Here is a 13,552-nt window from a genome sequence, read left to right as displayed (position 1 = left end):
TCCGCTAAATGTTCCTGCCTAGCCTTCCGGAAGGACCAGTCCCATGATCGGTCCTTGCTGGACGACATCGAAGACGAAGCCGTCATTGCGGTAGTTGACGCCGAGCGCGCGGTAGCCGGCGACCGCCGAAAACCGTTCGTTGAAGCGGTAGCCCAGCGCGGCTGCGACATCCCAGTCGACATTGGCACCGCCTGCGCCAACCATGCCCCAGCCCGTCAGATAGACTTCGGGCGTAAGCGAGTAATTCGCGCGAACGCCAACCAGGCCATCCACCCAGGTCGCTCCGTCGCTGCCGGAGGCACCGTCGAGGATGCCACCGTGGAAGTCGAGGTCCGTGTTTACGGACCAGACCCTCATCGCGCCGACGAAATCGAGACGTCCGGCATCACTCTGGAGGATTGAATAGCCAGCTCCGACCAGCCCTGAAAATGTTTCGGAGGTGAGATCGACACTGGTTGCGACGACGCCTCTCGGCGTGCCGCTTTCTCCAGATATTTTCACATACTGGAGGTCGCCGAAAATGCTGTAGCGGTCGTAGCGGGCCTCGGCGACGGCCATCGCGGCGAAGTCGAGATCCTTCAGGATGTCGCTGAAATTCGCATCAGCGTCGATGGGGGGCAGACCGAACTGCGCCACTTCCCCCGACATTCCAGCCGCCCAGAAATACGGCGCGACGGAGAACGTCCACCCTTGTTCGGTGACCACCGGCTTCAGGTCCGGCGTCACTGGTGAGACCGCATCCGCGGCTGGGTAAGCCAAAGGAGGGAAAGAACGACACAACGCAGGGCTTGTGTCCGATAGAAAGTCATCATGTCAGGGTCCCCTCCTGTGTTCCACCACCATATGCTTGATTTTATTGCTCTGGGAAACGGGAGTGTTGGCATGTTTCCCGCGCTGTCGGCCCGGCACTCATGGCTGTTCACCGTGGCGGCCATGGGTTGATACCCGATTTGCGGGCGGCGTCGGTGTTCAGCACTGCTGCTCCTACCTCTCCAACCAAGCGATCCACGAGTTCCTGCCATTCGGCTCGTCTGGCTTCGCGCAATTCCAGCGGGGCCTCGTCGACCTTCGAAAGCGCAAACTCTGCATCCGCGAGTTCCTCGCAGATGTCGCGAAAGGTCTCACTTCGGTCCATCAGCCGATGGATCGTCAATTCAAACTGGGGGTATCGGCGTACTGCCGCCGAGACCGCTCGGTGTCTGTCAGACGATCCGCCTTTTGTGTTCATGACGCCAGTTCATCAACCTGACGGAATCATATTGCAAAGAGAGGGCAGCAGAAGGTAAGTTACGTGGGTAAGCATGTAACCGCACAACAACAAGAACGCGGTTGCAAGGGATCAAGTGAAGACATGGCGATCCAGGCGGAAACGCCCGCACCGGGGGAGCGTGAGCTCCCCATCGAGGCTTGTCGCGCCCAACTTGCCCTTATCCTCGACAGTACGGACTTCGATGCCACCGGCCGCGAGCGCCGCTTCCTCAGCCATGTGGTGGAAGAGGCATTGTCGGGACGAGGCGACCGCATCAAGGCCTATTCGATCGCAGTCGAAGTGTTTGGTCGCGGCAAGTCGTTCGACCCGCAAACGGATCCGATCGTTCGCATCGAGGCTGGCCACCTCAGGCGCGCGCTCGAGCGCTATTATCTGACGGCCGGACACACAGACCCAATCCTGATCACGATTCCAAAGGGAGGGTATGCTCCTGTTTTCGTGCTTCGTTCGCAGCCTTCGTTGGCTGAGCCGCAAGTGGGCGTTGTTTCTCAAACAATCACCCACTCTCCGGCCCGATGGATTGCGTTCCTGCTGCCGGCGATGCTTGCAGCCATTCTCGCGGCTGGAGCGTCGGTGTTGGCGTGGTCGTGGACGTCTGTCAGGTCAAGCGTGCCAGAAACGCCCCGTGTGCTTGTTGAGTCGTTTGACGATCTGACCGGCAACGCCGCGGCGGCAGCCATTGCGAGCGGATTGAAGCAGGAAATTGTCAGTCAGCTTTCGAAGTTCCGGGATATTGTAGTCATGGAATCGGCGCCTAAGGACGGCGATACGTTGACCTCGCCACCGCGATTCGTCCTTGCCGGAAGCGTCAACCTGTCGGTCGATACCTTTCTGCTTCGGGTCAGGTTGATCAACCGAGCCAACGGTTCGGTTCTGTGGGCAAACAGCTATGATGGCCGGATGAAAGTCGCGGAACTTGTCGAAGCTCAGGCGGACATCGCGCGGAATGTATCGACGAGCTTGGCTCAAGCCTATGGCGTCATCTTCCAGGCGGATGCCAATCTCCATGTCGACAATCCGCCCGACGATTGGGTGGCATATTCTTGTACGCTGTCTTTCTACGCATATCGTGTGAACCTCAGCCCAGAAACCCGTGCATCCGTACGTACGTGCCTCGAGAAGGCCGTGGGGCGCTTCCCGAACTACGCCACCGCCTGGGGTCTTCTTTCGCTTGTCTACATCGATGACTATCGGTTCGAATTTCCAAGCGACCCCACATTGTCCGCTGCCGCGCTCGATCGCGCCTTGGCAGCCGCAAGGCAGGCGGTGGAAGTCGACCCTCTCAATGTAAGAGGGCTTCAGGGAGAAATGCTTGCGCTCTATTTCAGCAAGGAAATCAATCTGGCATTGGGAGTGGGCAAACGGGGTTTGGCCATCAACCCCAACGACACCGAGTTCATGGGTGAATACGGACAGCGCCTGGCAGTCTCCGGAAATTGGCGTGACGGCTGCGCGTTGATAACGGAGGCGCGCCAAAAAAATCCGCGGTCGTTAGGCTACTATGAGGTGGATCTGGCTCTTTGCTCTTATTTCAGCGGCGATTATCCGCAAGCGGTTATGTGGATGAAGAAATCGCCGGTTCGATCGAATCCGATCTATCATATCGTTGCGGCCGCCGTTCTGAGCGAAGGAGGTTACAAGATCGAGGCTGATCGCGAGCGCGCCTGGCTGGAGCAAAATCAACCGGCTTGGGCGAAGAACATGCGCCAAGTGGTTACGATGCGCCTAGCCCGTTCGCAAGACGTCGAAATTTTCATACGTTCACTGAGGAAAGCCGGCTTCAACGTGGCGGACTGACCGCCGGCGGGCCTTGCCTTTCCCGACCTAAGCTCACCCAATTGAACGTCACGGCACGCCACTGACTCGCGATACGCTCCGAGGCGCGCAAGTGGGGAACTGTCGTGGCCGGCGGTTGCGATTCACGCCGTGCTCGGCCTGCTTCTCGCTCACGCATGGGTTGGGGTTGGGCGGCTCTAGGCGAACCGGGACCGTAACAAACGACCGTTCAGAGCACAGAGCATACCCGATGTTACGGGCGGTCTCGCGCCTTGTCGATTAGCCTGTGAAACGCTCGGCTGATGCTTTTTGCCCGACCGCGATGAGGGACAACGTCACATAAGCAAGACCCAAACCTTCGTATGGGAGCGATCGAAATGTGGGCCGTGATGCGCGATGGATATCCGGTTGACGCTTTCGCGCAAGAACTCGACTCGAGGCTGAGCTGATCTGCATCAACGCCGACAAAAACGAGAGCAGAAACAAAAAAGGCGACCGTTCGGATAGTCTATTGGCCTGCCAGGTAACATCACTAGGGAGACGGTTATCATCGAAGCAGTCGCGCAAAATTCGACGCCCCGCAGTTTCGCAGCCAAATGAATCAAATCAAAACTTTCAACGAATGGAAACAAGACTATGCGCAGTTCTGCTTTTAGGTCCATTCTTCTGAGTGCGACCATCCTCGGCCTGTCGGCGCAAGCCTTTGCTGATGACGACATTGGTACACTTTCACCAGAGAAGGCGGCAAAGGTCTTTGCCGCGAAGCCTGTCTATTCGCCCTATGCCGGTCGAAATTTTCCTACCCGGCCGTTCTTCGGGGACACGCATCTTCACACCGCGGCTTCTTTCGATGCAGGCGCATTCGGCGCGCGGCTGACACCGCGCGATGCGTATCGCTTTGCGCGAGGCGAGGAAATCACGGCGTCGAGCGGTCAACCGGCCAAGCTGTCGCGGCCGCTAGACTTCCTGGTCGTTACCGACCACTCAGACAACATGGGCATGTTCCCGGACCTGTTTGCCGGCAAGCCGGACGTTATTGCCGACCCTCAGGCCAAGACCTGGTACGATATGATCAAGTCAGGACAAGGCGGCGATGCCGCGATCCAGATCATCAGGGCCTTCAGCTCGGGAACGCTTCCAAAGAGCATGATCTATGGACCTGAAACCCGTCCCTACAAAAACGCATGGCAGGATACGATAAAAGCGGCGGAGGAATACAATGATCCGGGCCGTTTCACAGCTGTCATAGGCTACGAATGGACCTCCAACACGGCGGGCAACAATCTGCATCGCAACGTGATCTTCCGTGACAACGGCGACAAGGCCGACCAGATCGTGCCCTACACGACTTTGAAGCCCCTCGGCAGCGACAATCCGCGCGATCTGTGGAAATGGATGCAGACGTATGAGAACAAGACGGGCGGCAGCGTGCTGGCCATCGCTCACAATGGCAACCTTTCCAATGGCCGCATGTTCCCGCTGATCGAGTCCTTCACCAACAAGCCGGTGGACAAGGAATATGTGGAGCAGCGCGCAAAGTGGGAGCGGCTCTACGAGGCCACCCAGACCAAGGGCGACGGCGAAACCCACCCCACCCTGTCACCCAATGACGAATTTGCCAATTTCGAACGATGGGATTTTGGCAACCTTGATGGCAGCGTGGCAAAGACACCCGATATGCTGGAGTTCGAATATGCGCGCTCAGCACTGCGGAATGGTCTCAAGCTTGAGGCCGAGCTTGGCACCAACCCCTACAAGTTCGGCATGGTGGGCAGTTCCGATGCTCACACTGGCCTCTCCGCACTGGAAGAGGAAAACTTCTTCGGCAAGACCACGCCGCAAGAGCCGAGCCCGGAGCGCATGTTGAACACATTCTTCAGCAATCCAAAAACGAACATAAAGGTCATGGACTGGCAGGTCAGCGCCTCGGGTTATGCCGCGGTGTGGGCGACGGAAAACACCCGTGAAGCCCTCTGGGATGCCATGCAGCGCAAGGAAACCTATGCCACCACGGGACCGCGCATGGCCGTGCGCTTCTTCGGCGGTTGGGACTTCGAGCAGGCAGATGCCGAGACCCGCAATCCGGGCGCTATCGGCTATGCCAAAGGCGTGCCCATGGGCGGCGACTTGACGGCAGCACCGGAAGGCAAGGTACCGACGTTCCTCGTGGCTGCACTCAAAGATCCGATCGGCGCCAATCTCGATCGCTACCAGATCGTCAAGGGGTGGCTTGATGACAAGGATCAAACTCATGAGCAGGTCTATGACGTAGCTTGGGGTGGCGACCGCAAGTTCGGCGCAGATGGCAAGCTCCCATCGGTCGGCAGCACGGTGGATGTCGAAAATGCTACGTGGAAGAACACCATAGGCGCTTCGGAACTGATTGCGGTCTGGAAGGACCCAGCATTTGATCCAAAACAGAAGGCTTTCTACTACGGTCGCGTCATCGAGATCCCGACGCCGCGTTGGACCGCCTATGACGCCAAGCGCTTTGGCACGAAGCCGCTGGAGGGGACACCGATGACGGTGACGGAGCGCGCCTACACGTCGCCTATTTGGTACACGCCTTGATCGTCATGCACGAGTTGACCTGAATGTTCGGTGCGGCGGCCTTGTTGACGGCCGCAACACCTTTGCTTGTCCTTGGCCAGCGGAGCCAATCATCTTGCTGAAACGTCTGCTGAGAGAGCCATTGGCGCACTTCATCATTTTGGCTCTGGCCATCTTCGCGGTGTATGGCCTGCTCAACCGCGGGGGAGCGCAAGCGCCGGACCGGATCATCGTCACGGCCCCCAAGATCGAACAATTGACTGAAGTCTTCGGCAAGACCTGGCAGCGACCGCCGACCGTCGAAGAATTCAAGGGACTGGTCGACGACTACGTCAAGGAAGAGATCAACGTCCGCGAGGCACTGGCATTGGGGCTCGACAAAGATGACGCCGTCATCCGCCGCCGCCTAAGCCTGAAGATGGGGTTTATGAACGCCTCCTTCGTCGATGCACAGTCGCCGGCCAGCGGGGAGCTTGATGCCTATCTGAAGGCTCACCCTACCAAATTCGAGATCGAACCGATGCTGGCCTTCGAACAGGTTTTCGTTAACCCAGACCAGCATGGCGACAAGACCGGTCAGGACGCGGCCTCCATATTGAATACATTGACGGAAAATCCCGCGACCGATCCGACGATGTTGGGTGACGTGTCGTTGCTTCCCGCAGAGCTGCCGCTGACAACCAAATCATCTATAGGCCAGACTTTTGGCACGGACTTCGCTGAAGCGCTCGACAAGGCAACGCCGGGCCAGTGGACGGGTCCCATTACATCAAGTTTCGGACTTCACGTGATCAAGCTGTCGGAGCGCAGGCCGGGCCGTCTGCCCGCGCTTGACGAGGTGCGCGATGACGTGGCGCGCGAGTGGGCGAATGACAAACGCAAGGAATTCGAAGAGCACCGACTTGAGGAATTGCTGAAGCGGTATGCGGTAACGATCGAGTACCCCGCAAAATCGGGCGCCACCCCATGATTCGCTTCGCAGCGCTATTGACGGTTCTTTTGCAGCTGTTCCAATCCGCACCTGCAACAGCGCATGAGGTGCGACCCGCTTATCTCGACATTCGGGAGACGGAACCCGATGTGTTTGTAGTGGTATGGAAAGTGCCGGCCCTGGGCGACAGGCGGCTTAGCCTCTATGCGCGTTTGCCGGAAACGTGCAGGGCAAAGAACGGGCCGACGAGATCTATCGACGGCGGCGTCTATTCTGAGGTATGGACCGCCGCTTGCGACGGCGGCCTCAAGGGCCATGAGATCACCATCGACGGTTTGCGCTCAACCCTGACCGACGCCCTGATCCATATTGCCTACCGCGATGGGACGACGGAGATTGCCCGCCTCAAACCAGATATGCCGACCGCTGTCGTAAAGGGCGCTCAGACCAGCTTCGAGGTGGCGCAAACCTATTTCCGGTTGGGTGTCGATCACATCCTGTCCGGCATCGACCACCTTCTATTCGTGCTGGCTCTCATGCTGCTGATCCACAATCGATGGACGCTCATGAAAACAATCACTGCCTTTACGTTTGCCCACAGTATCACGCTTGCAGGGGCGGCATTGGGCTACTTCAGCCTACCGCAGAAACCGGTAGAAGCCACCATTGCGCTTAGCATTGTCTTCGTGGCCAGTGAGCTCACCAAAATCAAGCCGGGAGAAAGGCGGCTGTCCGAAAGCTATCCTTGGATGGTGGCCTTCGCTTTCGGTCTTCTTCATGGCTTTGGCTTTGCTGGTGCGCTCAAGGAGATCGGCCTTCCGCAGGTGGATGTGCCGCTCGCCCTTCTCACCTTCAATCTGGGCGTCGAAGCGGGCCAGATGCTTTTTGTAGCGGCGGTGCTGATCGCCTTTAGGATCGTTACCAGCCTGATCACTATGCCGGTTGTACCTGCACGGACTGCTGCAGCCTATTTGATAGGCACAATGGCTGCAGGCTGGCTCATCACACGAGTTGTCGGCTTTGTGGTCTAGCAGGCTGTTGAAAAAGGCCCTCGCCACCGGACCGCAGCGATAATTCACTGGCTTTGAAGGGATTCGGAGCTGAGTGCGCGGCGGTGACGATCGAACTAGCGAACTGTTCAGCTACGTGGGCCTTGAGTCCGGGTTCGGCGCAATCATTTATTACGGGCAATCCGGACGATCGTGACAGAAGCCCTGTCGACGCTGGCGCGTGAGCTCGCGGCGCTGTGTTCGCCGATCGGACGACCATCGATCCCGCCGGAGAAGCTGCTGCCGGCGATGTTTTTGCACGCGTTCTATTCGATCCGTTCGGAGCGGCTTTTGATGGAGCGGCTGGAATACGACCTCCTGTTCCGCTGGTTCGTCGGCATCGGCGTCGGCGACGCAGCCTGGGACCATTCGGTGTGCTCCAAAAAACCGTGACCGGCCGCTGGAGGGCGATACCCCGGCGAAGTTCCTGGTGGCCGTGCTGGCGGCAGCCCAAAGTCAATAAGCTCCTGTCCACGGTCACTTCTCGGTCGACGGCACGCTGATCGAGGCCCGGGCTTCGAGAAGAGTGGCAAGCCGAAGGGCGGCCCAAGCGGCGGGCTGATAGCCAGTGCTTCGGGAATACAGAACATACCAGATGCTACGGGCCGTCTCGCGTCTTGTCGATTAGCCTATGAAACGCTCGGCCCGACCGCGATGAGGGGCAACATCACATGAGCAAAAACCCAACCTTCGCATGGGAGCGAAACATGACAAAGAAACTTGGTGTTTTTGGTGGGGCGATCCTGATCAGCGTTCTCGCCCAAACGGGCATCACCCGCGCGCAAACCATCAGCTACGCCGATGCGATGACTTTGCTTACCCATGATTGTGGCGCCGATGTCAAGAAATTCTGCAAAGGCCTCAATCTCGGCAACGGGCAAATCCAGAACTGCCTCGCGCAGCATCAGGCGAAGGTCTCACCCACCTGCACCTCGACCATGGCCGGCGTGATCGCCTCGATCCAGCTACGACTGGCAGCGCAGGAAAGCGTCACCAAGATCTGTGCGCGTGACGCGGCCCGGGCGTGTAGAGGGGTAGTGCCGGGCAAAGCGCACATACTTGGATGCCTCTTGAAGGCGACGCGTATCGTCGGCGCGAAATGCAGTCAGGCTATCACCGATGCCGGATGGCGGTGACCCCATGTTGAGACCTGGAGAAAGAAAAATGTCTATTCGTCGATTTCGCAATACCTTGGCGCTGGCCGCTCTGCTGGCCGCTGCCAGCGACGCCGGGGCTCAGCAGTTGAGTGAACATCAACTTGTCGACACCCTGGGACAAGTCGCCTCAGTTGCACCAGCCGTCGATGTGGCTATGCTTACGCAAGAATTAGCTGCCAATCCGGGCAAGGGGATTGCCGGTCTGCCCCACTGGAGCCAGTTGGCGACCCTCCCGCAGTTCTTTGTCGAAATCAACTTCGAGAACAACTCGGTAGCGATCGAACCCGAGTCCTATAGGACGATCGGCTTGATCGCCGACGCACTCCACCATCCGCTGCTGCGTCAATACAAATTTCTTGTCGTTGGGCACACCAATGCCACAGGCGATGCCAAACACAATCTTGACCTCAGCGCACGGCGCGCTGAAGCCATTGCGGAAGCGCTGAGCACGACTTTTTCGGTGGAGCCGACTCGCCTGTTCTCGGTCGGAGTGGGATCAGAGATGCCGGTCGATTCCGCCAACCCGAAGGCGGCGGACAATCGTCGGGTCCAATTGCTCAATATCGGGCTGGTCAAATAGTTCGGATTCGGGAGGAGCCCTTCAAGGCCGCTGCCCTGAAGGCGCCGTCATGCGACGTCCGCACGAAGATCTATTTGGAAGCTGCTGCCATATTGGCTAAGCTGCGAATACGTATATGTTGTGACTGCCGCGCAAGACGATCGCATCGGATAAGAAGTTAAAAGCGGTATTAGAGGGGACTTCGAAATGGGAATCTTCCGAGCTTTCGTGCCGGCTTTGGCGGGGATAGCGGCAGTGCTGGTTGCGGCGCCGGCGATCGCGGCGGACGCTGGGACGCAACTTCCTGAAGCCGCACCCGCGCCTGCTGAAGCTGCGCCCGCACCGGTCTGGACTTTCACCGTAGAGCCCTATTTCTGGATGGCAGGCATGAACGGCAGGGTCGGCGTCAGGGGCCTGGAGCCGGCGGATATCGATGTCGATTTCAGCCAGATTTTCAACCACATTGACTGGTCTCCCCCGCCGGTCATGCTTGCCGGTGAGGCGCGCAATGGCCGCTACGCTCTTTTCACAGATTTCATCTACCTGGGACTTGAGGCTGATGGCACGTCAGCCGGCCCGTTGGGTCTTTCGGCCAACGCGGACATGAACACGGTGGTGTGGACCTTCGGCGGCTCCTATCGGGTCGTCGACACTGGCACCGCGACCTTGGACGTTCTGGCTGGAGGACGGCTCTGGTACCTAGATACGGATTTGACTGTTACTGGCCCTCTCGCCGTAAGGGAGGCCAGCGGCAGCAAGACTTGGGTCGATCCCCTGATTGGTGTGGCCGGCAATGTTGCTCTCGGCAACGGATTCGGCCTCCACGGCGAGGCCGATGTCGGTGGCTTCGGTGTTGGCGCCGACATCGATTGGCAAGTGCAGGGCACCCTTCAATACCGGTATAGTGATTCGGTCACGCTGGAAGCGGGCTATCGCTATCTTGCCGTAGACTACGACAACGACGGATTTGTGTTTGACATAGCAATGCAGGGACCAATCATCGGTGCCAGATTTCGGTTCTGATCGGATCTGCGCCGGGGATTCAAAGATAGATCACGGCCTCGTCTTTGAGAGAAGGAGGTAGGATCATCGCGAAGTTCGCTCGGGCAGTTCCGTGCTGATCAATTCGCCCCTGGTAGCGCGGGCGGCCTTCGTACCGAGGATGCATAGTTCCGCTGGTGGCCAGAAGCTCCCTGCCTGTGCGGGCACCAGCTCACCACTAACTCGCTCGCGATGAAGATTCATTTCAGCCTATGTGCCGGCGATGTTTGTTTGTTGTCGCGGCGCCAAAGAGCCAAAGCACCGATGCTCCTCGCGATTGCGGCCCGCGCCACCAGATCCATCTGCCTGTCGGTATTGCTGCTAGTTTCGGTGACGGTAGCCTCTTCCGCCGAGTCGCCTGGCTTTGTGGGCTCTGCCACTTGCGACGGCTGCCATGCGGCCGAGACAAAAGCGTGGTCGGCGTCCGATCACAGCTGGGCCTTGAGGGTGCCCACCGCGGAAAGCGTCCTCGGTGATTTCAAGGACGCACGATTCGAGCACAAAGGGCTGACGTCGCGGTTCTTCCAGAAGGACGGGCACTATTTCGTCGAGACCGACGCAGCAGAGGGAAAGCTCGAGACCTTTGAGATCAAGTATGTCGTCGGCGTCGCGCCTCTGCAGCAGTATCTGGTCGAACTCGACCGCGGCCGACTGCAGGCGCTCGATATCGCCTGGGATACGATCGGCAAACGCTGGTTCCACCTGTACCCAAATGAGGAGGTCGGCGCCGGCAACGGACTGCACTGGTCGGGATCCTACAAGAACTGGCAGGCGCGCTGCGCGATCTGCCACCAGACCGACTTTCGCAAGAACTATGACCCCCAGGCGCGTAGCTACCATAGCGAATGGAGCGAGCTGACGGTCGGTTGCGAAGCGTGTCACGGGCCGGGCGAGGCTCACGTCGCCTGGGCGCTACGGGCTCCCGCCGCCACCACCTCGCAATTCGCCGGTGTCGACCCTCATGGCTGGCAGCACCCAAGCGGGATCGGCAAACAGGCCATCGAAGCAGACATGTGCGGCCCGTGCCATTCGCGGCGTCAGGCGCTGGGGCCTGACAGTGCGCCGCCTCAAGCTTCATTTGGTGATCACTACGCGCTGTCGCTGCTGGAAGACAGACTCTATTTCCCCGACGGACAGCAGCATGACGAAGTCTATATTCTCGGCTCCTTCCTTCAGTCGAAAATGCATGAGAAGGGCGTCACCTGCACCAATTGCCACGACCCGCATTCGGGTGGCTTGGTCGCGACCGGAAATGCGGTCTGCACGCAATGTCACAACGAGACCGGTCGCGCGGAGTTTCCGACCCTCAAGCTTCGCGTGTTCGATGCACCGTCCCATTATCATCACACCCCAGGAAGCGAAGGAGCACAGTGCGTCAGCTGCCACATGCCCGAGCGCAACTACATGATGATCGATGGGCGGCGCGATCATTTCTTCCGGGTACCCGATCCATTGCTGTCACAAAAGACTGGCTCGCCGGATGCATGTATTTCCTGCCATTCCGGTCAGACGGCAGAATGGGCTGCCGGCGAGATCAGGCAATGGGCGCCGGACCGCGTGTCGCCTGCCTCAACTTACGGCGAGGTATTCGCCAGCGCGCGCCGCGCAGGCGTGGACCGCGGCACTATGGAACAATTGGTGGCTCTCGCACGCGACTCCGCTCAGCCTGCCATCGCCCGTGCCACCGCACTTCACGAGATGGCTGACGTGGCAGACGGCGCAACTGCGGCGTCGCTCGCCGCCTTGCTTTCCGACAAGAGTGAACTGGTGCGAGAAGCGGCGATCCGACTGTGGCGCAGCGCACCAGCCGCAGACCGCGTCGGAAGGCTTCAGCCGCTTCTCGGCGATCCTGTCGCTTCGGTTCGCATAGCCGCCGCCTTGGAACTTGCCAATGTCGCGCCTCAAGACCTGCCAGCCGAGCGGCGCGCGGCCCTGGAGGCAGCACTCGGCGAACTGAAGTCCTCGATGGCCGCCAACGCCGATTTTCCGGAAGGCCAGCTCGCTATCGGCGGGCTGGCCCTGGCGACGCGCAACTGGGACGCCGCCCAGGCAGCATTCGCGGAGGCGACGCTGATGGATCCGCAGCTTGTCGATGCCTGGCTGATGCGAGCGCGCATCGCGGATGCGTTGGGTGATCCCGCCGAAGCTACAGCCATCCTCAGATCGGCCTATGGCAGGAATGCTGGCGACACCCGGATCGCGACCGATCTGGCGGCTCTGCTTGCCAACCAGGGTCAGGATGGCGCTGCGGTCCTGCGCGAGGCGGTAACCGCGCACCCGGAGGATCAGAACGTGCGGATCGCACTTGCCGGAGCGCTGCTCCGTACCGGGGATCTCGCGGCCGCCGGAACGGAAATCGACGTGTTGCGCTCATTATCGCCCGACCGCGCCGAAGTGCTGGTTCTCCAGGCGCTGCGGCAGTTCCTCTCAGGCGATGTCCTTGGCGCGCGCGAAACTGTCCGGAAGATATCGGAGCTCCATCCACATCTGGCACTCCCGTCGCAACTCGAGGCGTTGTCGCGAATGCGGTGAGGAACAGCCCCCGCATGCTCAATCGCGAACGGGCATCCCAAGTCGCGGTGCTACAGGCATGGCAGGCTCTGGGATCACAGGCGCCCGGGCCCGCGCAAGCCCACGCCGACACCGTGGAAGCCTACACCCACGCCACCGCCGGCCCCGATCCAGTCGATGAAGAGAACCGTTTCCTCGCCGCTTGCCGGCAATTTGCCCTCGATGATCTTGTAGCCGTAGACGAGGTCGTGACCGTCGACCTTTGGGTCTGTAATCTCAATCACAGCAACCGTGTTGTTGGGTTGGCCCGGCTCATAAACGGACAGCGTGGCATTGGGTGGATCCTTACCGAAATTGTCCTTTCCCGCCTTGGAAGTCCATTCCTCAAGATAGGCGGCCATCTTAATGTGCCCGGCAATCCTTTCCGGCCGGTCGGAGAAGTAAAGCGTGTGCGGGCTGGCATTCACAAGACGCATGGTTTTCGCGGATTCGTCCACCTTGAGCCCCTCCGACACCTGAACGAACATCAGCTGGACCTTGGCTTCCTCGGCGTTCGCCTCCGCTGCGAAAGCAAGCGGCAATCCCATGCCGGCGATAGCCGCCAAGGCGGGAATTAGGTTCCGGCGGGTTTGGTCCACACATTTGTTGTCTTCAAAACCATTCATTTTCGTCCTCCCGTTTGATTGGTTTGCGATTCCCCATGGTCAC

At 59.4% G+C, this 13,552-nt stretch carries 11 protein-coding genes and 1 pseudogene; 9 read left to right on the top strand and 3 right to left on the bottom strand.

What is annotated here, in order from left to right; all coding sequences use genetic code 11:
- Positions 1-18: 18 nt before the first annotated feature.
- Positions 19-780, bottom strand: a complete 762-nt coding sequence (locus tag ACSQ3Z_RS10340; protein WP_436171171.1) for a hypothetical protein — start codon at positions 778-780, stop codon at positions 19-21.
- Between the two features lie 139 nt (positions 781-919).
- Positions 920-1,228: a hypothetical protein gene (locus tag ACSQ3Z_RS10335; RefSeq protein ID WP_436171170.1), complete on the bottom strand. Its 309-nt coding sequence runs from the start codon at positions 1,226-1,228 to the stop codon at positions 920-922.
- Positions 1,229-1,351: 123 nt separating this feature from the next.
- Between ACSQ3Z_RS10335 and ACSQ3Z_RS10330 the strand changes: the two genes are divergently transcribed.
- The 9 genes and pseudogenes from ACSQ3Z_RS10330 (at position 1,352) to ACSQ3Z_RS10290 (ending at position 12,865) form a co-directional block, all read left to right on the top strand.
- Positions 1,352-3,067, top strand: coding sequence for a hypothetical protein (locus tag ACSQ3Z_RS10330; RefSeq protein WP_436171169.1), 1,716 nt, complete (start codon positions 1,352-1,354; stop codon positions 3,065-3,067).
- Positions 3,068-3,682: 615 nt separating this feature from the next.
- Entirely contained in the window at positions 3,683-5,617 is a 1,935-nt protein-coding gene (locus ACSQ3Z_RS10325; protein WP_436171168.1) for a DUF3604 domain-containing protein, read from the top strand.
- Positions 5,618-5,711: 94 nt separating this feature from the next.
- Entirely contained in the window at positions 5,712-6,566 is an 855-nt protein-coding gene (locus tag ACSQ3Z_RS10320; RefSeq protein ID WP_436171167.1) for a peptidylprolyl isomerase, read from the top strand.
- Complete coding sequence (locus ACSQ3Z_RS10315; protein ID WP_436171166.1) at positions 6,563-7,558, top strand: HupE/UreJ family protein; 996 nt, start codon at positions 6,563-6,565, stop codon at positions 7,556-7,558. Before ACSQ3Z_RS10320 ends, ACSQ3Z_RS10315 begins: the two co-directional genes overlap by 4 nt.
- Positions 7,559-7,631: 73 nt before the next feature.
- A pseudogene (locus ACSQ3Z_RS10310) lies at positions 7,632-8,134 on the top strand (transposase); the annotation flags it as partial.
- Between the two features lie 149 nt (positions 8,135-8,283).
- Entirely contained in the window at positions 8,284-8,712 is a 429-nt protein-coding gene (locus ACSQ3Z_RS10305) for a hypothetical protein (protein WP_436171165.1), read from the top strand.
- Positions 8,713-8,740: 28 nt separating this feature from the next.
- Positions 8,741-9,313, top strand: coding sequence for an OmpA family protein (locus ACSQ3Z_RS10300; protein WP_436171164.1), 573 nt, complete (start codon positions 8,741-8,743; stop codon positions 9,311-9,313).
- A 186-nt stretch (positions 9,314-9,499) separates the two neighbouring features.
- Positions 9,500-10,315, top strand: coding sequence for a hypothetical protein (locus ACSQ3Z_RS10295; RefSeq protein WP_436171163.1), 816 nt, complete (start codon positions 9,500-9,502; stop codon positions 10,313-10,315).
- Between the two features lie 210 nt (positions 10,316-10,525).
- Positions 10,526-12,865, top strand: coding sequence for a cytochrome c3 family protein (locus ACSQ3Z_RS10290; protein ID WP_436171162.1), 2,340 nt, complete (start codon positions 10,526-10,528; stop codon positions 12,863-12,865).
- A gap of 74 nt (positions 12,866-12,939) precedes the next feature.
- Here the strand turns inward: ACSQ3Z_RS10290 and ACSQ3Z_RS10285 are convergent, their stop codons facing one another.
- Positions 12,940-13,509 (bottom strand): hypothetical protein, encoded by a 570-nt coding sequence (locus tag ACSQ3Z_RS10285; RefSeq protein ID WP_436171161.1) that lies wholly within the window; start codon positions 13,507-13,509, stop codon positions 12,940-12,942.
- Between the last annotated feature and the right edge of the window lie 43 nt (positions 13,510-13,552).

The sequence above is a fragment of the Mesorhizobium sp. LjNodule214 genome (assembly GCF_964252735.1).
In the GTDB taxonomy this organism is placed as follows: Bacteria; Pseudomonadota; Alphaproteobacteria; order Rhizobiales; family Rhizobiaceae; genus Mesorhizobium.
Note: the sequence above shows the minus strand (reverse complement) of the source record. Positions and strands in the feature narration are given on the sequence as shown.

Bases quoted from the DNA above. Each gene is read 5' to 3' on its own strand.
- ACSQ3Z_RS10335 (WP_436171170.1), bottom strand. From the start codon at position 1,228: ATGAACACAAAAGGCGGATCGTCTGACAGACACCGAGCGGTCTCGGCG.
- ACSQ3Z_RS10330 (WP_436171169.1), top strand. From the start codon at position 1,352: ATGGCGATCCAGGCGGAAACGCCCGCACCGGGGGAGCGTGAGCTCCCC.
- ACSQ3Z_RS10325 (WP_436171168.1), top strand. From the start codon at position 3,683: ATGCGCAGTTCTGCTTTTAGGTCCATTCTTCTGAGTGCGACCATCCTC.
- ACSQ3Z_RS10315 (WP_436171166.1), top strand. From the start codon at position 6,563: ATGATTCGCTTCGCAGCGCTATTGACGGTTCTTTTGCAGCTGTTCCAA.
- ACSQ3Z_RS10305 (WP_436171165.1), top strand. From the start codon at position 8,284: ATGACAAAGAAACTTGGTGTTTTTGGTGGGGCGATCCTGATCAGCGTT.
- ACSQ3Z_RS10300 (WP_436171164.1), top strand. From the start codon at position 8,741: ATGTCTATTCGTCGATTTCGCAATACCTTGGCGCTGGCCGCTCTGCTG.
- ACSQ3Z_RS10295 (WP_436171163.1), top strand. From the start codon at position 9,500: ATGGGAATCTTCCGAGCTTTCGTGCCGGCTTTGGCGGGGATAGCGGCA.
- ACSQ3Z_RS10290 (WP_436171162.1), top strand. From the start codon at position 10,526: ATGAAGATTCATTTCAGCCTATGTGCCGGCGATGTTTGTTTGTTGTCG.
- ACSQ3Z_RS10285 (WP_436171161.1), bottom strand. From the start codon at position 13,509: ATGAATGGTTTTGAAGACAACAAATGTGTGGACCAAACCCGCCGGAAC.